At 68.0% G+C, this 17,545-nt stretch carries 18 protein-coding genes; 7 read left to right on the top strand and 11 right to left on the bottom strand.

The annotated features are described in order from the left end of the window. Positions 1 to 327: 327 nt before the first annotated feature. Positions 328 to 729 carry a DUF3040 domain-containing protein gene (locus tag A5745_RS00620; RefSeq protein WP_076114754.1) on the bottom strand — a complete coding sequence of 134 codons (402 nt, stop codon included), beginning with the start codon at positions 727 to 729 and terminating at the stop codon, positions 328 to 330. A 317-nt stretch (positions 730 to 1,046) separates the two neighbouring features. Between A5745_RS00620 and A5745_RS00615 the strand changes: the two genes are divergently transcribed. Both A5745_RS00615 and A5745_RS00610 read left to right on the top strand, forming a co-directional pair. Beyond that, entirely contained in the window at positions 1,047 to 1,643 is a 597-nt protein-coding gene (locus A5745_RS00615) for an N-acetyltransferase (RefSeq protein ID WP_076114753.1), read from the top strand. A 102-nt stretch (positions 1,644 to 1,745) separates the two neighbouring features. Continuing rightward, the gene (locus tag A5745_RS00610; protein WP_076062436.1) at positions 1,746 to 2,390 is read left to right on the top strand and encodes a DUF3153 domain-containing protein; all 645 of its coding nucleotides are present in this window, start codon (positions 1,746 to 1,748) and stop codon (positions 2,388 to 2,390) included. Here A5745_RS00610 and A5745_RS00605 read toward each other — a convergent pair. Further along, on the bottom strand, positions 2,387 to 3,295 hold the full coding sequence (locus A5745_RS00605) for a mycobacterial-type methylenetetrahydrofolate reductase (protein ID WP_076114778.1): 909 nt from the start codon (positions 3,293 to 3,295) through the stop codon (positions 2,387 to 2,389). The genes A5745_RS00610 and A5745_RS00605 overlap by 4 nt on opposite strands. A 223-nt stretch (positions 3,296 to 3,518) precedes the next feature. On the opposite strand from A5745_RS00605, the gene idsA2 reads away from it, so the two are divergent. Together idsA2 and A5745_RS00595 are read left to right on the top strand one after the other, a co-directional pair. After that, on the top strand, positions 3,519 to 4,568 hold the full coding sequence (gene idsA2 / locus A5745_RS00600; RefSeq protein ID WP_076114752.1) for a bifunctional (2E,6E)-farnesyl/geranyl diphosphate synthase: 1,050 nt from the start codon (positions 3,519 to 3,521) through the stop codon (positions 4,566 to 4,568). Positions 4,569 to 4,572: 4 nt separating this feature from the next. Beyond that, a complete protein-coding gene (locus A5745_RS00595; RefSeq protein ID WP_076114751.1) occupies positions 4,573 to 6,105 on the top strand; it encodes an alpha-(1->6)-mannopyranosyltransferase A in 1,533 nt (510 codons plus the stop codon). On the opposite strand, the gene A5745_RS00590 is transcribed toward A5745_RS00595, so the two are convergent. Beyond that, on the bottom strand, positions 6,099 to 6,503 hold the full coding sequence (locus A5745_RS00590) for an Rv2175c family DNA-binding protein (RefSeq protein ID WP_076062348.1): 405 nt from the start codon (positions 6,501 to 6,503) through the stop codon (positions 6,099 to 6,101). The two genes, A5745_RS00595 and A5745_RS00590, sit on opposite strands and share 7 nt — an antisense overlap. Positions 6,504 to 6,609: 106 nt before the next feature. Between A5745_RS00590 and A5745_RS00585 the strand changes: the two genes are divergently transcribed. Continuing rightward, entirely contained in the window at positions 6,610 to 7,848 is a 1,239-nt protein-coding gene (locus A5745_RS00585; RefSeq protein ID WP_083662629.1) for a protein kinase, read from the top strand. A gap of 27 nt (positions 7,849 to 7,875) precedes the next feature. On the opposite strand, the gene A5745_RS00580 is transcribed toward A5745_RS00585, so the two are convergent. From A5745_RS00580 to A5745_RS00570, 3 genes are read right to left on the bottom strand one after another with little or no spacing between them, the layout of a single operon-like run. Then, complete coding sequence (locus tag A5745_RS00580; RefSeq protein WP_076062347.1) at positions 7,876 to 9,261, bottom strand: class II 3-deoxy-7-phosphoheptulonate synthase; 1,386 nt, start codon at positions 9,259 to 9,261, stop codon at positions 7,876 to 7,878. A 34-nt stretch (positions 9,262 to 9,295) separates the two neighbouring features. Beyond that, positions 9,296 to 9,805: a polyadenylate-specific 3'-exoribonuclease AS gene (locus tag A5745_RS00575; RefSeq protein WP_076114750.1), complete on the bottom strand. Its 510-nt coding sequence runs from the start codon at positions 9,803 to 9,805 to the stop codon at positions 9,296 to 9,298. Between the two features lie 39 nt (positions 9,806 to 9,844). Then, on the bottom strand, positions 9,845 to 10,750 hold the full coding sequence (locus tag A5745_RS00570) for a hypothetical protein (protein ID WP_371336753.1): 906 nt from the start codon (positions 10,748 to 10,750) through the stop codon (positions 9,845 to 9,847). Positions 10,751 to 10,818: 68 nt separating this feature from the next. Here A5745_RS00570 and A5745_RS00565 point away from each other — a divergent pair, with 68 nt between their 5' ends. After that, on the top strand, positions 10,819 to 12,126 hold the full coding sequence (locus tag A5745_RS00565; RefSeq protein WP_076114749.1) for a glycosyltransferase 87 family protein: 1,308 nt from the start codon (positions 10,819 to 10,821) through the stop codon (positions 12,124 to 12,126). A 24-nt stretch (positions 12,127 to 12,150) separates the two neighbouring features. Here the strand turns inward: A5745_RS00565 and A5745_RS00560 are convergent, their stop codons facing one another. The 5 genes from A5745_RS00560 to A5745_RS00540 all read right to left on the bottom strand — a co-directional run bounded on the left by A5745_RS00560 (position 12,151) and on the right by A5745_RS00540 (position 15,557). Then, on the bottom strand, positions 12,151 to 12,912 hold the full coding sequence (locus A5745_RS00560) for a 1-acyl-sn-glycerol-3-phosphate acyltransferase (protein WP_076062342.1): 762 nt from the start codon (positions 12,910 to 12,912) through the stop codon (positions 12,151 to 12,153). Positions 12,913 to 13,012: 100 nt separating this feature from the next. Beyond that, positions 13,013 to 13,408 (bottom strand): hypothetical protein, encoded by a 396-nt coding sequence (locus A5745_RS00555; protein ID WP_076114748.1) that lies wholly within the window; start codon positions 13,406 to 13,408, stop codon positions 13,013 to 13,015. After that, positions 13,405 to 14,673: an ArsA family ATPase gene (locus A5745_RS00550; RefSeq protein ID WP_083662628.1), complete on the bottom strand. Its 1,269-nt coding sequence runs from the start codon at positions 14,671 to 14,673 to the stop codon at positions 13,405 to 13,407. Before A5745_RS00550 ends, A5745_RS00555 begins: the two co-directional genes overlap by 4 nt. Next, the gene (locus A5745_RS00545) at positions 14,666 to 15,103 is read right to left on the bottom strand and encodes an SRPBCC family protein (protein ID WP_076062336.1); all 438 of its coding nucleotides are present in this window, start codon (positions 15,101 to 15,103) and stop codon (positions 14,666 to 14,668) included. The genes A5745_RS00550 and A5745_RS00545 overlap by 8 nt, the downstream gene beginning before the upstream one ends. A gap of 67 nt (positions 15,104 to 15,170) precedes the next feature. Continuing rightward, positions 15,171 to 15,557, bottom strand: a complete 387-nt coding sequence (locus A5745_RS00540) for a polyketide cyclase / dehydrase and lipid transport (RefSeq protein WP_076062429.1) — start codon at positions 15,555 to 15,557, stop codon at positions 15,171 to 15,173. Between the two features lie 173 nt (positions 15,558 to 15,730). On the opposite strand from A5745_RS00540, the gene A5745_RS00535 reads away from it, so the two are divergent. After that, positions 15,731 to 17,533: a long-chain fatty acid--CoA ligase gene (locus A5745_RS00535; RefSeq protein WP_076114746.1), complete on the top strand. Its 1,803-nt coding sequence runs from the start codon at positions 15,731 to 15,733 to the stop codon at positions 17,531 to 17,533. Positions 17,534 to 17,545 lie beyond the last annotated feature (12 nt).

The raw sequence follows: 17,545 nt of genomic DNA, 5'->3' as shown, positions 1-17,545 counted from the left end.
ACGCTCACCCAAACACTTCAGCCACCATACCCCACAATCCCCCACTTCGCCCCATTACTGCCGTGTCGGCGCCGGGTTTTCCAGGTCGTCCGCCACGTAGGGCCGCCCCACAGCGGTCCGAGTCCACCCGGGGACCCGATCGCGGCGTCGGAAACTCGCATTTCAAGGCGCCAAAGTCGGTCGGTGGGGCCAAATGGGGCGTCCGCGTGGGGCTAAGTGGGGCTCGGTTTGGGATCGGTTCGGGCTCGAATTGGGCTCGAACACGAAAACGGGGTAGCCATCGGCTACCCCGCTGTGTCAGGTGATCCGGCTAGTCGTCTGATCCGGCTAGTCGTCGAAGCGACGGCGGAACCGGTCCTCCATACGACTGGTGAACGAGCCACCGCCACCCTTGCCGCGACGCTGCTGCCGTCCCGGCACCGAACCCGAGTGGCCCGACCTGCCGGCCAACCGCGGACCGGTGATCGCGAACACCACGCCGCCGAACATCAAGATGAAGCCAAAGACGCTGAGAATCGGGAAGTTCCCGATCATCGTCGCCTTGAATGCCACGCCGGACACCAGCATCGCCAGACCGATGATGAACAGCGCCGCGCCCTGCAACCGCCGCCGTGCCGTCGGCGCCCGGAACCCCCCGCCACGTACGCTCGAAGCGAACTTGGGGTCCTCGGCATAGAGAGCGCTCTCGATCTGATCGAGCATCCGCTGCTCATGATCGGAGAGTGGCATTCGTCCCTCCTTGCCGACCGCTTGGCACGTAACTATCGATATCACGCGGATGCCCGTTGTGGGGGCAACTAACTCAGATGATACGAGGTCTATCTGCGGCGTACCACTGGTTCGTCGGCGATTCTATCCCCCGCACCGCCCGGCGATCATTCCGGCAATCAGATGGGCCGCAACGACGATGGCCTGTTGGCGCGACCGCTCGACCGCCGCGCGTCGCCGGGTCCGATAATGGCGGTAGGCGCGCACGGCCGAGGCACCATGAGGGAGCGGCACGGCGCGACACCGAATCACTGGACGGCCGAGGAGGACACCGCGAGTTGGCGATATTCCTCATCGATCTGCCGCCGGACGATATGGAGCGCCGCCTCGGTGACGCCCTCGGTGTCTACGTCGACGCGATGCGCTACCCGCGAGGCACCGGGAACCAGCGCGCCGCAATGTGGCTGGAGCACATTCGGCGACAGGGGTGGCAGGGAGCCGCCGTCGTTGAAGCCGACGCAACCGGCGCGGCGCCGTCGACGGCGGAGTTGACCGACGCGCCGCTGCTTGGCGTGGCCTACGGATACCCCGGGGCCCCCGGTCAGTGGTGGCAGCAGCAGGTCGTCCTGGGCTTGCAGCGGGGCGGCTTGCCGTCTCAGGAGATCACTCGGCTGATGACCAGCTACTTCGAGCTGACCGAGTTGCACATCCACCCCCGCGCGCAGGGCCGCGGCCTGGGCGAGGCACTGGCCCGGCGGCTGCTGGCCGGCCGCGGGGAGCGCAACGTCCTGCTCTCCACTCCCGAAACCAACGGCGAGCCCAACCGCGCCTGGCGGTTGTACCGGCGGTTGGGATTCACCGACGTCATCCGCCGCTACCACTTCGCCGGTGACCCACGGGCATTCGCGATCCTGGGCCGCGCCCTGCCCCTATAGCAGACGTGCCGGATCTGGCACGATGACCTCGTGCCCGCCAGCTCTGCACCAGTGAGAGTCCGAGGATTCACCGCCCGCCGGCGCCGCGTGCTGGTCATCGCGATGCTGCTGCTGCTTGTCCCGCTGGCCACGGGATGCCTGCGGGTCCGAGCGTCGCTGACCATCTCACCCGACGACCTGGTGTCCGGGGAGATCATCGCGGCGGCCAAGCCGAAGAGCCCCAAGGACCCCGGCCCGCAGCTCGGCGGCGATCTGCCGTTCAGCCAGAAGGTGGCGGTGTCGAACTACGACAGCGACGGCTACGTGGGCTCCCAAGCGGTGTTCTCCGATCTGACGTTCGCCGAGGTGCCGCAGCTGGCCCACATGAACGCCGACGCGCAGGGCGTGAATCTGTCGCTGCGCAGAAGCGGCAACCTGGTGATCATGGACGGCCGGGCGGATCTGACGTCGGTGACCGACAACGACGCCGACGTCGAGTTGACCGTCGCCTTCCCGGGCGTGGTGACCTCGACGAACGGCGATCACATCGAGCCCACTGTCGTGTCGTGGAAGCTCAAGCCGGGCGTGGTGAGCACGATGACCGCCCAGGCCCGCTACACCGATCCCAATACCCGGTCCTTCACCGGGGCGGGCGTCTGGCTGGGAATCGCGTCGTTCGCGGCCGCTGCCGTGGTGGGGGTCCTGGCCTGGGTCAGCCGGGACCGCTCCGAGCGGTTCACCGCGCCACGGGATCAACCGCCGAGCTAGGCCCCCCGGTCGGGTGACCGACCGGGTGACCAGTAAGCAAGCATCTCCGCGAAGGTCGCGAACGCGGGACCCGAGACGCCGTAGGTCGCCTCGAGGTGAATGCTCAGCGGGAAGCCCAGGTCGGCGACCCCGTCGATCACGCGCTTGTACAGATCCACCATGAGCTGACGCTTCTGCGCGGGCTCGCTGGCCGCGAGGCGCTTGACGAATGCCTGCTCGTCGGCCACCGCGGCGTTGCCCGGATCCTGAATGAGCCAGTTGATCAGCCCCACGCGGCTTTCCACCTTCGGCACGAAGCCAAACGACAGCAAGATCTCCGGTCGGTGATCGGTGTGCTTGGCGAATTCGGTCAGGAAGCCCACGATCGCATCGGAGTACAACAACTGCGTCATGCCGTACGTCGCGCCCTGGTTGCACTTGAAGTTGAAGCGGCCCTCTTCGCCGTCGCGCGTCGGAATCAGGATGACCCCACGATTCGGGATCAGGTCGCGGTAAATCGACAGCGCGTCCGTCGGCGCAACCCCGGAGCCCTCACCGTCATTCATGGTGCGCGGTACGCCGACGAACACCACGCCCTGCATGCCCGCGTCGGATAGCAGCGTGAGCCGCTTGCGCAGGGACTGCTCGTCGGAGAACGCGGTGACCTGGGTGCACAGGCCGTCTAGCCCGGGCAGCCCGGGTTTGATGATCGACCAGAAGTCCAGCACGTCCAGCTTCGGCTTCATCGCGACGGGACGGTCGTCCTCCTCGGCGATCATGCCCGGAATCATCACGTGCCGGATCCGGCCGTCGAGACCTGATTCGGCCGAGTACCGCACCACTTTTCGCGCGTCTTCTTCCGCCCGCTCCCGACCGTCTTCGACGTTGGGGGGCACCAGCTCGAGCGCGATGGTGTTGAGGGTCACGCGGCTCCTCTTCATCAGACGAGTGCCCAGGGCGAGGCACCCCGCCAGCATAGGGGCGCGGTCGTGGGCCAGTTGCCGGTAGGGGCGCAGCAACTGGGGGCCCGCGGCGCGCGCCGAATACACTGGTCGGGCCCGTGGAGCACCGAGCCATAGCGAAGAACATCGAGAAGAAAGGGGCGCCGCGCTGAGCCTAGATCCAGCGGCAGCAGCGGCAACCGTCGAGTTGACCGGCGCCGTGACCGACCGGCTTCGGCGGTACCTGCGCGAGCGGCGCATCGAGACCGCCTACATCGGTGACGACTACCGCGATCTGATTGCCGCCCTGGAAGATTTCGTCCTTGGCGGAGGCAAGCGGCTGCGGCCGGCGTTCGCCTACTGGGGCTGGCGCGCGGTGGCAACCGCGGAGCCCGATCCCGAAGTGCTGCTGCTGTTTTCCGCGTTGGAGCTGCTACACGCGTGCGCGCTGGTGCACGACGACGTGATCGACGACTCCTCCACCCGCCGCGGCAGGCCGACGGCCCACGTCCACTTCGCGGCGCTACACCGCGACCGCGGCTGGCGGGGTTCAGCCGAGAAGTTCGGGGTATCGGCGGCCATCCTGCTCGGCGACCTGGCGCTGGCCTGGGCAGACGACATCGTGTTGGGGGCGGACATATCGCCCGAGGCGCAGCGGCGCGTGCACCGCGTGTGGGCCGAGATCCGGACCGAGGTGCTGGGTGGGCAGTACCTCGACATCGTCGCCGAGGCGAGCGCCGCGGAGTCCATCGCGTCGGCGATGAACGTCGACACCTTCAAGACCGCGTGTTACACCGTGACCCGACCGCTGCAGCTCGGCGTGGCCGCCGCGGCCGACAGACCCGATGTGCAAGCCGTCTTCGACCGGTTCGGGACCGACCTCGGCGTGGCGTTCCAGCTCCGCGACGACGTGCTGGGCGTGTTCGGGGATCCCGCGGTGACCGGCAAGCCGTCCGGCGACGACCTGAGGTCGGGCAAGCGCACGGTGCTGCTGGCCGAGGCGGTGGAGTTGGCGGACAAGTCAGATCCCTTGGCGGCAAACGTGTTACGTGGCTCGATCGGCGAACCCCTGACCGACACGCAAGTTGGTCACCTGCGCGAAATCATCGAGTCGGTGGGCGCACTGGCCGCGGCCGAGGAACGCATTGCGGCGCTGACCCAACGGGCCCTCGCCACGCTGGAGGCCGCACCGATCAACGCCGCGGCCAAGGCGGGGCTGGCCGAACTGGCCAAGATCGCCACGGACCGGGCCGCCTGAACCAATGACGACCCCGACGGACACCCCGGCCGATCGCCCGTCGGCGACGAAAAATTCACTCGTCCAATATTTTTCACGGTTGCGCGCCTTCGTTGCCACGCCGGACGCCGGGCCCGCACGGCTGGGCTTCGTGGGCTCGGTGCTGATCACGCTGGGTGGGCTGGGCGCCGGCAGCACCAAGCCGCACGACCCCGTGCTCGAATCGATTCACATGTCCTGGCTGCGCTTCGGGCACGGACTGGTGCTGTCGTCGATTCTGTTGTGGGCGGGTGTGGGCCTGCTGCTGATCGCGTGGCTGGCACTGGGCCGCCGCGTGGTGGCCGGCACCGCAACGGAATTCACGATGCGAGCCACCACCGCCTTCTGGTTGGCGCCGTTGCTCGTCTCGGTGCCGGTCTTCAGTCGCGATACCTACTCGTACCTGGCCCAGGGCGCGCTCCTGCGCGATGGCTTCGACCCGTACGCCGTGGGTCCGGTCGCCAACCCGAATGCGTTGCTGGACAACGTAAGCCCCATTTGGAGCATCACCACGGCGCCCTACGGCCCGGTGTTCATTCTGGTGGCCAAGGTGGTCACGATGGCGGTCGGCAATCACGTCATCGCCGGCACCATGCTGCTGCGCCTGTGCATGCTGCCCGGGCTGGCGCTGCTGATCTGGGCCGCGCCCCGACTGGCCCACCACCTGGGCACCAGCGGCGCCGCCGCGCTGTGGATCTGCGTGCTCAACCCCTTGGTGCTGATCCACCTGATGGGTGGTGTGCACAACGAGATGCTGATGGTCGGTTTGATGGCCGCCGGCATCGCGCTGACCTTTCAGGGCCGGCACATCCTCGGCGTTACGCTGATCACGGTCGCGATCGCGGTCAAGGCCACGGCCGGCATCGCGTTGCCGTTTCTGGTGTGGGTGTGGACGCGGCATCTGCGCGAGCAACGGGGCTATCGGCCCGCGCGGGCGTTCGTGGCGGCGACCGCGTTGTCGTTGCTGATCTTCAGCGTGGTTTTCGCGATCTTGTCCGCGGTGGCGGGCGTCGGGCTGGGGTGGCTGACCGCGCTGGCCGGGTCGGTGAAGATCATCAACTGGCTCACCGTGCCGACCGCGACGGCAAACCTGATCCACGCCCTGGGCAGCGGGTTTTTCCCGGTCAATTTCTACGCCACGCTGCGAATCACCCGCTACATCGGGATCGCGATCATCGCCCTGTCCCTGCCGGTGTTGTGGTGGCGATTCCGGCGCGACGACCGGGCCGCGCTCGCCGGCATCGCGTGGTCGATGCTGATCGTGGTGCTGTTCGTCCCCGCGGCGCTGCCGTGGTACTACTCCTGGCCGCTGGCGGTCATGGCCCCACTGACCCAGTCACGACGGGCGCTGGCGGCCATCGCCGGCTTCTCCACGTGGGTGATGGTGATCTTCAAACCCGATGGATCGCACGGAATGTATTCGTGGCCGCACGTTTTCCTGGCGCTCGCCGCCGCACTGATCGCGTGGCGCACGCTGTACCGGGTGCCCGAACCCGTCAGAGCGGAGAGCGCTCAGTAAGCCATCGCCTGTGCCCGGCGGACCACCTCGCGGGCCTGGTGGGCGTGCAGCGCGTCGACGGGGCGGGCGTTGTTCATGGCGTCGCGGCTACCGTCGCGCGTGACCGTCAGCGACGGATCCGGGGTGAACAGCCAGCGCACGATCTCCGTCTCGTGATAGCCGCCGTCGTGCAGGATCGTCAGCAGCCCCGGCAGGCTCTTGACCACCTCGCCGGAATTGGTGAAGAAGACCTGCGGCACCACCACACCCCCGCCGCGCCGGACCGCGACCAAGTGACCCTCCCGCAGCTGCTGTTGCACCTTGCTTACCGGCACCCGGAGCAACTCGGCGACCCGTGGCAGGTCGTAGGTTGGCTCGTCGGGGTCTAGAACATCGTCGCCGGCCGGAAAACTGCCCACCGCGCAAGTGTAGGCCTTGGTGCGCGGCCGAGTGGGCGCGTTGAAGCTATTGTTTCGCCGCCAATCGGACCGTCACCCCTACGATGGCCCCGTGAGCCGAGCCGGCATGGGCGACCCGTTGGAGAGCACGTTGCTGGATGGCCGCTACCTGGTGCAGGCCAAGATCGCCAGCGGCGGTACATCGACGGTGTATCGGGGACTCGACACCCGGCTCGATCGCCCGGTGGCGTTGAAGGTGATGGATTCTCGCTACGCCGGCGACGCGCAATTCCTGACCCGCTTTCAGCTCGAGGCCCGCACGGTCGCGCGCCTGAAGAATCCCGGGCTCGTCGCGGTCTACGACCAGGGCACCGACTCCCGCCACCCGTTTTTGGTGATGGAGCTGATCGAGGGCGGCACGCTGCGCGAGCTGCTGACCGAACGCGGCCCGATGCCGCCGCACGCCGTGGTGGCGGTGCTGCGCCCGGTGCTGGGTGGCCTGGCGGCCGCGCACCTGGCCGGCCTGGTGCACCGCGACGTCAAGCCCGAGAACGTCCTCATCTCCGACGACGGCGACGTCAAAATCGCCGACTTCGGGCTGGTGCGTGCCGTCGCCGCCGCCGGAATCACCTCCGCCAGCGTCATTTTGGGCACGGCGGCCTACCTGTCGCCCGAGCAGGTGCGCAACGGCAGCAGCAGCCCGCGCAGCGACGTCTACTCAGTCGGGATCCTCACCTATGAGTTGCTGACGGGGCGCACGCCGTTCACCGGCGACTCGCCGCTGTCGATCGCCTACCAGCGGCTGGATACCGACGTGCCGGGGGCCGGCGCCGCGATCGACGGTGTGCCACCACAATTCGACGCGCTCGTCGCGCGCGCGACCGCCCGCGACCCGGCCGGCCGCTACGCGGACGCGATCGAGATGGCCGCCGAGATCGACGCTATCGCCGACGAATTGGGCTTGCCCGACTTCCGGGTGCCGGCCCCGCGTAACTCCGCGCAACATCGCTCGGCTGCGGCACAGCAAAGCCGGATGAGCGAGCGCCGGGCGACCGGCCAGGAACCGCCGACGCCCGCCAAGGCCGCGGTTCGCCACCCCACCCGCCAGTTGACCCGCGGGCCCGAAGACTGGCCCGAACCGAAGCCCAGCCCCCGGTCCGAACTCGACTCCGGCCCCGAGGATGACGATTACGAATACCAGCCCGTCTCAGGAGAATTCGCCGGGATCGCGATGAGCGACTTCGTCTGGGCGCGCCAGCACGCCCGGCGCATGGTGCTGGTCTGGGTGGCGCTCGTGCTGGCGCTCACCGGGCTGGTCGCGACCGCGGCGTGGACGATCGGCAGCAATCTGACCGGCCTGCTGTAGGCGCTTTCCGCGAGCTGAAAAGGAGACCTAGTCGCGCAGCATTTCCGCGACAAGGAACGCCAGCTCCAGCGACTGCTGGGTGTTCAGCCGCGGGTCGCATGCCGTCTCGTAGCGGCCGGCCAGGTCGGTGTCCGAGATGTCTTGCGCGCCACCCAAACATTCGGTGACGTCCTCGCCGGTGATCTCGACGTGGATGCCGCCCGGATGGGTGCCCAACGCCCGATGCACCTCGAAGAAGCCCTGCACCTCGTCGACGATGCGGTCGAAGTGCCGGGTCTTGTAGCCGTTGGACGACTCGTGGGTGTTGCCGTGCATCGGGTCGCACTGCCAGATCACCTGGTGACCGGTGGCCTGCACCTTCTCGACGATCGGCGGCAGCAGATCGCGCACCTTGTTGTTGCCCAGCCTGCTCACCAAGGTCAGCCGTCCGGGCCTGTTGTGCGGGTCGAGCCGCTCGACGTACTCGACGGCCAGTTCCGGGGTCATGGTCGGCCCTAGCTTCACACCGATCGGGTTCGCGATCACCTCGGCGAACGCGACGTGCGCGCCGTCGAGCTGGCGGGTCCGCTCGCCGATCCATACGGTGTGCGCCGACAGGTCGTACAGTTGCGGCGTTCCCTCGACATCCGACAGGCGCAACATGGCGCGCTCGTAGTCGAGCACCAAAGCCTCGTGGCTGGAATAGATTTCGGCCGTTTGCAGGTTGCGGTCGGCCACCCCGCAGGCGCTCATGAACCGCAACCCGCGATCGATCTCGGTGGCCAGCGCCTCGTAGCGCGCGCCGGCCGGCGAGGTGCGGACGAATTCGCGGTTCCAGTCGTGCACCAGGTGCAGCGACGCCAGCCCCGACGAGGTCAGCGCCCGCACCAGGTTCATCGCGGCGCTGGCGTTGGCGTACGCCCGCACCAATCGCGACGGATCGTGTTCGCGCGCGGCGGCATCCGGGGCGAAGCCGTTGATCATGTCGCCGCGGTAGGACCTCAGGCCCAGCGCGTCGATGTCGGCGGACCGGGGCTTGGCGTACTGGCCCGCGATGCGGGCCACCTTCACCACCGGCAGGCTGGCCCCGTAGGTCAGCACCACGGCCATCTGCAGCAGGGCGCGGACATTGCCCCTGATGTGGGGTTCGGTGTTGTCGACGAACGTCTCCGCGCAGTCGCCGCCCTGCAGCAGGAACGCCTCGCCCCGCGCGACCTGGGCCAGCTGCTCGTGCAGGCGGACGATCTCGGACGGCACCGTCACCGGCGGCACGCTCTCCAGCACCGTGCGCATCGCCTCGGCCCGGTCGGCGGGCCAGCTGGGCTGCTGAGCGGCCGGCTTGGCCAATGCGGCGTCCAGGCGGGCGCGCAGGTCAGGCGGCAGCGGCGGCAGCGACGGCAGCTGCTCGATCGGGATGTCGACGGTCCAGTTCATCGGTCCATGGTAACTGGGGACGACGCACGGCTGATCAGGACGAACGTTCTCCGGGCCCATCGTCGCCGGACGTGATCAGCCGGAATCGGCGTAGCTGGTCGCGGGCATCGACCAGGGCGTCGTGGACCTCACGCGGGCGCGGTGGCATCCGGGGCGACCCGCGATCCTCCCACAACTGCCGCAGTTCCCGGGTGAAGCGGGGCAACGCCTTCGGCAGGCCCGGCATAGGGCCCCATAACTGGCACAGGGCGACGTGATCGTATGCCCCCACCCACGCCCACAGCTCGATCGGCTCCGCCGCCGTGAAGACGCCGAAGAACTCCTCCAGGTCCAGGCGAATCTGCTTACGGGAGCGCCATAACGGCGAGGCCGGGGGCGGCAACTTGGGCAGTACGTGGGTGCGCACCCAGCTGCCGGCCCGCTCGGGATCGAATTCGGTGGACACGGCGTAGTACTCGCGGCCGTCCTCGGCGACCACGCCGATCGAGATCAGCTCGATGGTGCGGCCGTCCTCGATGAATTCCGTGTCGTAGAAGTACCGCACTCAGAAAGCCTATGGGAAAGCCCAGGCCTGGGACGCGGCCTACCGACCGATCAGGATGGGCACCGTCGGCGCCGATGCCGCATGCACGTCATGGTCGAGCTGGGCGTCGACCATGCGTTCGTCGGGCAGTCGCGGGGTGCCCGCGATCGCGCACTGGACCCACAGCTTGGCCCGCACGACGGGGCGGCGCAGCGTGCGCTCCCGTTGCAGCGCGCGGCGCATCTTGTCCGGTTGGGTGGTGTAGCGCCAGCGTGCCCAGGGCGCGTGCGGGCGTGACAACCGGATCGCGCCGATGACCAGCAGTACGACGATGAACATGCCGAGCAGGCCGGTCCACACCTTGCCCTTGAGCACCACCACGACGGCCAGCGGAAAGGTCACCACCAGCGCGCCGCCCACCCCGGCGCGCAGCGCCACCGAATCGGCGGCGTGCCAGAACGGGAAGAAGAACATCAGCGGGTGCAGACCCAATATCAACAGCCCCGCCACCGCCACCGCGGCGAACACCGCGTCCACCGAGGTGCGGCCGTCTTCCTCCCAGTAGACGTCGGACAGGTGCAGGATCAACGCGTACTCGTCGAGAACCAATGCTGCGCCGATCCCGAAAAGGATTGCGGCCAAGGTGAATTCGGGTTCCTGCCCACTGACCGACAGGGTCACCAACGTCAATCCGGAGAGCATCACCAGCACGACGCCGAACGTCACGTGGTGGATGTGTATGCCCCCGATGTGGACATTGCGCGGTTGCCACCATCGGGCCGGGCGACCGGTTTCGGCGCGGTGGCGGATAACCCGCACGAACGTCCGCGTGACGAAAAAGGTCAGGATGAACGCGACCAGGCAGCACAGCAGGGGCAGCCGGCCGCGGTCGACGATGTCGTCGGCGAACCAGCGGCCCACCCCGAGCACGAACCAGTGGAGCACTCTAGAAACGTACGCCCGCATGCGCCCGCGAGGTTGGAGCCGCGCTGCGACGCGTCGCGCCGTGCGCACCGATTACGCTGTTCTGCGACATGAGTAGATGGCGGGCGCCCGGCGTGGGCTTGATGAGCGAACGGGGCCCCGGGCGGGCGCTGCTGTCGTGGACACTGTGGTGCCTACTCTGGCTGCTGGCCGCCGCGGCGCTGTATTACGTGGGCCTGCGCCTGTTCGGGCAGACGCCGTATCGCATCGACATCGACATCTATCAGATGGGCGGTCGGGCCTGGCTGGACGGGCGTCCGCTGTATCGCGGCGACGTGTTGTTTCACACACCGATCGGGCTGAACCTGCCGTTTACCTATCCCCCGCTGGCGGCCATCGTCTTCTGCCCGTTCTCCTGGCTGCACATGCCGGCCGCCAGCGTCGCGATCACGGTGCTAACAGCCGCGCTGCTGATCGGCTCCACGGCGATCCTGCTGAGCAGCCTCGACGCGTGGAGCCGCTCGACCGTGCTGGGCGGGCCGGCCTGGCTGCGCCGGTTGTGGCTGGCCGTGGTCATCGCGGCGGGGGCGACCATCTGGCTGGAACCGATCACCTCGAACTTCGCCTTCGGCCAGGTCAACGTCGTGCTGATGACGCTGGTGATCGCCGACTGCCTGCCACGCCGCACACCCTGGCCCCGCGGCCTGCTGCTCGGCGTGGGGATGGCGCTGAAGCTCACCCCCGCGGTGTTTCTCCTCTATTTCGTGCTGCGCCGCGACAACCGCGCCGCGTGGACGGCGGTCGCGTCCTTCGTGGGCGCGACGCTCCTCGGTTTCGTCTTGGCGTGGAGCGATTCGTGGGAGTACTGGACCCGCACCGTGCACCACACCGACCGGATCGGTGAGACTGCATTGAACACCGACCAGAACATCGCGGGTGCGCTCGCCCGGCTGGGGCTCGGTGAGCACGAACGCTTTCCGCTGTGGGTGGCCGCCTGCCTCGTGGTGCTCGGACTGACCATCTGGGCGATGCGGCGGGTGCTGCGGGCCGGGGAGCCGGCGCTGGCACTGATCTGCGTCGCCCTGTTCGGGTTGGTGGTTTCGCCGGTGTCCTGGTCACACCATTGGGTGTGGGCACTGCCGGCGGTGTTGGTGATGGCGATATTGGGCTGGCGGCGCCGCAACGTCGCACTGGCGGCGGTGAGCCTCGTCGGCGTCGCGTTGATGCGGTGGACGCCGATCGATCTGCTGCCCAAGCATCACGAGACGACCGCGAACTGGTGGCGCCAGCTGGTCGGGACGTCCTACGTGTGGTGGGCGCTGGCGGTCATCGTCACCGCCGGCTTCGCCGTCACCGCCCGGGTGCCTTCGCGGGACGCCGCGGCCAAGACGCTCACGCCGGCCACGGCCGTCGGCTGAGCAAGTCGGCTGAGAAACGGGGCGCTAGCCGACGGCGGTCTCGGGGATCCGAGCGGCCTCGGAGTTCGACTCCGGATCGGGCGAGTCATCGGTCGAGCCGTCGGTCGAGCCGTCGCCGCGTTCCTTGATGCTGGCGGCGTAGATGTCGACATACTCCTGGCCGGACAGCCCCATCAGCTCGTAGATCACCTCGTCGGTGACGGCCCGCTCGATGAAGCGATTGCCGGCGAGGCCTTCGAATCGGGAGAAGTCCATGGGCTTGCCGAAACGGACGGTGACCTTGCCGAATCGCAGCATCGTGGTGCCGGGCGGGTTGACGACGTTGGTGCCGATCATCGCCACCGGGATCACCGGGACGCCGGTTTGCAACGCCAGCCGGGCCAGGCCGGTCTTGCCCTTGTACAGCCGGCCGTCGGGCGACCGGGTGCCCTCGGGGTACATGCCCAGCAGCTTGCCCTGGGACAGCACGTGCTCGGCCGTGTTGAGCGCGGCCTGCGCGGCGTCGGCGCTGGAACGATCGATGGGCACCTGCCCGACGGCGGTGAAGAACCACCGGCTGAACCAGCCCTTGATGCCGGTGCCGGTGAAATATTCGGACTTCGCCAGGAACGTGATGCGGCGGCGCACAACGAGGGGCAGGAAGAAGCTGTCCATCACCGCCAAGTGGTTACTGGCCAGTATCGCCGGGCCCGAACTCGGAACATGTTCCAGGCCTTCGATTTTCGGGCGCCCCAGCAGCGTCAGCAACGGGCCCAGGAGGACGTACTTGAACAGCCAGTACCACATGGCCCTCCCTCTCGCCCGACTCGATGATGGTGATGCTGATTCTGTTGGCGCCAACTGTACCGACCCGCAGCCCAAGGAACCACCTTCGGCTTCGAGCGGATCACTCCTCGACGGTGACCGGGATCGGCTGGTAACGCGTCTTGCCGGCGGCTTCCCCCGCGTCCGGCTCGGGCGAGACGCCGCCCCCGGGCGGTCCGTCCGGCGGCGGTTTCGGTGTTGGTCGGGAAGTCCGGTCGATGTCGTCGACGATGGCGCGGATGACCTCGAGCAACGCGATGCTGTGGTCGGCGATGACGGTGAGCAGCGGGTGCTGATCGCCGGTGGCGAGCGCGGCCAGGGCGCACACCGGGCACCACACCTGCTGGCACTTGCCGGTCCCGACGCCGGCGCCGGCCGTCAATGCGGCCGCCGTGCGCACCGCGGGGTCGATCCCGTCCAGGATCGCCTGGGCGAGCTTGCGCAGCTCGGGACCGAGTTCGGGATGAGCGCCATTCACTTAGGCCACACCTCCGGATCCGGTCGAAAGCGAACGGTCAGCTCACTGCCCCGCAGATGTGCGTCCAGCACCGTGCACCGCCGCAGTACCGACGCCAACCGAACCCTGCGCCGTAGCCCGCCAGCGCTGATGATCAAGTCGTCGTCGACCCGCCCCAACGACAGCGCGCCGGGATCGAGCTGGGGTAACGCTAGCCGCATTCGGTAGGTGGACCCAAGTCCTGACCCGGATTCCAGGTCAACGATAGGACGCAGGGGCCCCGGCGGCGGCGCCCCCCGCCGCCCCCGGGCGCTGTCCAGCAGTCCGCCCAGCGCCTTGGCGCCGATCGGCTCGCCGGACAGGTGTGGGGTCAGCACCAGGGCCACGTCCCCGATGGTGGCGTCGAGTTCGTCGAGCACCGAATGCTGTTCGGAGATGCGTTCGGCATACCAGTAGAACGCCGGGTGGTCGGGCAGGTTGTGGTATTCGTACGACTCGTCTTCGGTCAGCACCTGATTGACGATCAGCTCCTCGACGCGGACGCCCATCAGCGCCAGCGAGCCCAGCGTCCGCACCGCCTCGGCCGCGACCACCCGCTCGGGGGTCAGGACCAGGTGCGCGCTGACCTGCCCGCCGTCCGTCAGCAGCGCGCCGAGCGCGTCCACGCTGGCGCTGATGCGTTCCAGCAGCTCCACCACCGCCGCGGACCGGGTGTCGTCGGCGGTCACGGACAGCCGGCGATGGCGCGGCCACGCGCGCTCCACGTACAGCCCGAAGGTGGCGGGCAACGTCAGCATTCGCAGCGCGTCCGCCGTCGAGGCGCAGTCGACGACGATGCGGTCCCATCGTCCGGACGCCGCGAGCTCGCCGACCGCGTGCAGACCGAGCACCTCCTGGATGCCCGGCAGCGCCGAGAGTTCTTCGGGCGCAATGCTGCTCAGCTCGGAGTCGGGGAACCGTCGATCCAGCGCATCGACCGCGTCGCGCCACCGGTCCTCGAGCAGCGCCAGGGTGTCCAATGCCAGCGCGTCGAGGAAGCCGCCGCCGGCCGCGGCGTCCCCGGTATCGAGGTCGGCGAGCACCCGAACCGGATCCTCGCGACCGCTCGGCGGTACCGGGACACCGAGCACGTCGCCCAGCGAATGCGCCTGATCGGTGGACACCACCAGCACCCGGCCGCCCTCGCTCGCGTCACCGACCGCGGTGGCACATGCCAGGGTGGATTTTCCTACCCCGCCCTTCCCGACGAAGAGACTGATCCGGGCGGGCTCAGCAGACTCACTCAGCCTCGACTCGTTTCTTCAGATCCTTTAAAGCGGTGTCGGTCAGCCTGCGCTCGGCCTTGCGTTTGAGCATGCCGATCATCGGCAGAGCCAGATCCACCGAGAGCTCGTAGGTGACGTCGGTGCCAGATCCCTTGGGCGCCAAGCGATATGAGCCTTCAAGGGAGCGCAGTAGCGAACTGGAGACCAGGGTCCAGCTCAGCGACTTGCGGTCAGCGGGCCACTGGTAGGACATGACCATGGTGTCCTTGATGATGCCCGCGTCCATGACGAACCGCACCACCTTCGGGTAGCCGTCGGTGCCTCTTTCCTGCACCTCGGCTTCCTTGTACTCCGAGATCCATTCCGGGTAGGAATCGATGTCGGCGATCACCTCGAGCACCTTGCCCGGGTCGGCGTCGATGTGAATGGTTTGCGTCGTCTTCTCCGCCACCTGGCTGCTGCCCTCTCTGCCGCAAGCGGTCCGAAACGGTACTCCCCGTGCGAAACGTTGACCGCAGTTAAACTACCGGAGAACCGACCGCGCGTGACCGTTCCAGCGTCGTCTTGATCTCAAAGGCCATTTTCTTACCCGCCACCCGACGGCGGTGCGTCATTTTCGGCAAGTTCAGCTTGGCCAGCTGCCAAGCGGCGACACCGGTCGGCTCGGCGTGCAGGAAGTAATGCAGCACGACCCCATCCAGCGACGGTTCCAGCCAGATCTCCATTGTGCCGGTCAGCGCGCCCGTCACCGTCCAGCGGATGCCCTTTTCCGCGCGATCCTCCACGACCTGCAGCCGCAGATCGGGCCACCACCGACGCCAGTTCGACCGATCGGCTACCGCGGCACCTACCCGCGCACCGTCGGCCGCGACGAACGTCTGATCGGCGATCTGGATGCTGTGCATCGCCACAGCTTCACACACCCGTCCCGGACGCCCGGCAACGACCTCGGGGCAATCGTGCGGCAATGGTGGTGCCACCCCACCCGACCGCCGCCGTGCTGGGCGAACACTCGGATTAGGCTGGGCGACAGCAAGCCGGCCCCCGGCAACGTCACCAGGTCAAATGAGGTCATCAAGTGCGTGAGTACAGCGTCCCCGCCCGCTTCTCCGTCGGCGAGCGCGACAATGTCGCGGCCATGGTCTTCGAGCATGAGCGCGACGACCCCAGCTTTGTCATCTACCAACGCCAGATCGACGGGGTCTGGACCGACGTCACGTGCGCCGAGGCCGCCCATCAGATTCGTTCTGCGGCATTGGGTTTGATCTCGCTTGGGGTGCAGGCTGGTGACCGGGTATCGATCTTTTCCGCCACCTGCTACGAGTGGGCGATCCTCGACCTGGCGATCTTGGCGGTGGGGGCCGTGACGGTGCCGATTTACGAGACGTCGTCGGCCGAGCAGGTGCGCTGGGTGCTGCAGAATTCCGAGGCGGTGCTGGCGTTCGCCGAAACCGACGAACACGCCGCGATCGTCACCGAGCTGACCGGCGAGCTTCCGGCGCTGCGCCGGGTGCTGCACATCAACGGTTCCGGTCCCAAGGCGCTCGACCAGCTCGTCGAGGCCGGGGCATCGGTCGACCCGGCCGAGCTGACGGCCCGGCTCGCCGGGTTGCGGGCCCAGGACCCGGCGACGCTCATCTACACCTCGGGCACCACGGGACGGCCCAAAGGCTGCCAGCTCACCCATTCCAACCTGCTGCATGAGATCCGGGGCACGCAGGAGTGCCTGCCGACGTTGCTGCAGGAGGGCCAGCGGCTGCTGGTTTTCCTGCCGCTCGCCCACGTGCTGGCCAGGGCGCTGACGCTGTCGGCGTTCGCCAGCAAGCTCACCGTCGGATTCACCAGCGACATCAAGAACCTGCTGCCGCTGTTCAGCGTGTTCAAACCGACCGTGGTGGTCTCGGTTCCCCGGGTGTTCGAGAAGGTCTACAACACCGCTGAGCAGAACGCCGTCAACGACGGCAAGGGCTGGATCTTCAAGCGTGCGGCGCAGACCGCGGTCGACTGGAGCCAGGCCTTCGACGACGGCCGGCCGGGGCCGCTGCTGCGCGCCAAGCACGCCGTGTTCGACCGGCTGGTCTATCACAAACTGCGCGCCGCGCTGGGCGGCGACTGCCACGCCGCCGTCTCCGGTGGCGCGCCGCTGGGGGCGCGCCTGGGCCACTTCTACCGCGGCGTGGGCCTGACTGTCTACGAGGGCTACGGCCTGACCGAGACCAGCGCGGCCATCACGGTCAACCAGATCGACGGGCTCAAGATCGGAACCGTCGGAAAGCTGGTGCCCGGCAACAGCCTGCGCATCGCCGAGGACAAGGAACTGTTGGTCCGCGGCGGCGTGGTGTTCAGCGGCTACTGGCGCAACGAGCAGGCCACCGAGGAGGCGTTCAGCAACGGCTGGTTCAAGACCGGCGATCTCGGCGCGGTCGACGACGACGGCTTCTTGACGATCACCGGCCGCAAGAAGGAAATCATCGTCACCGCGGGCGGCAAGAACGTCGCCCCCGCGGTGCTCGAGGACCAGCTGCGGGCGCACCCGCTGATCAGCCAGGCGATGGTCGTCGGGGATGCCAAGCCGTTCATCGGCGCCCTGATCACCATCGACCCCGAGGCGTTCGACGGCTGGAAGCAGCGCAACAGCAAGGCGGACGGCGCCTCGGTGGGCGACCTGACCACCGATCCCGATCTGATCGCCGAGGTGGACGCGGCCGTGAAGAAGGCCAACCTGTCGGTGTCACATGCCGAGTCGATCCGCAAATTCCGGATCCTGCCGGTCGATTTCACCGAGGACACCGGCGAACTGACGCCGACGATGAAGGTCAAGCGCAACGTGGTGGCCGAGAAGTTCGCCTCCGACATCGAGGCGATCTACGACAAGGACTAGCGGCCCAGGATT

Source organism: Mycobacterium sp. IS-2888, from assembly GCF_001954215.1.
Lineage (GTDB): Bacteria > Actinomycetota > Actinomycetes > Mycobacteriales > Mycobacteriaceae > Mycobacterium.
The sequence above is the reverse complement of the archived record's forward strand: the minus strand, read 5'-3'. Positions and strand labels throughout refer to the sequence as shown.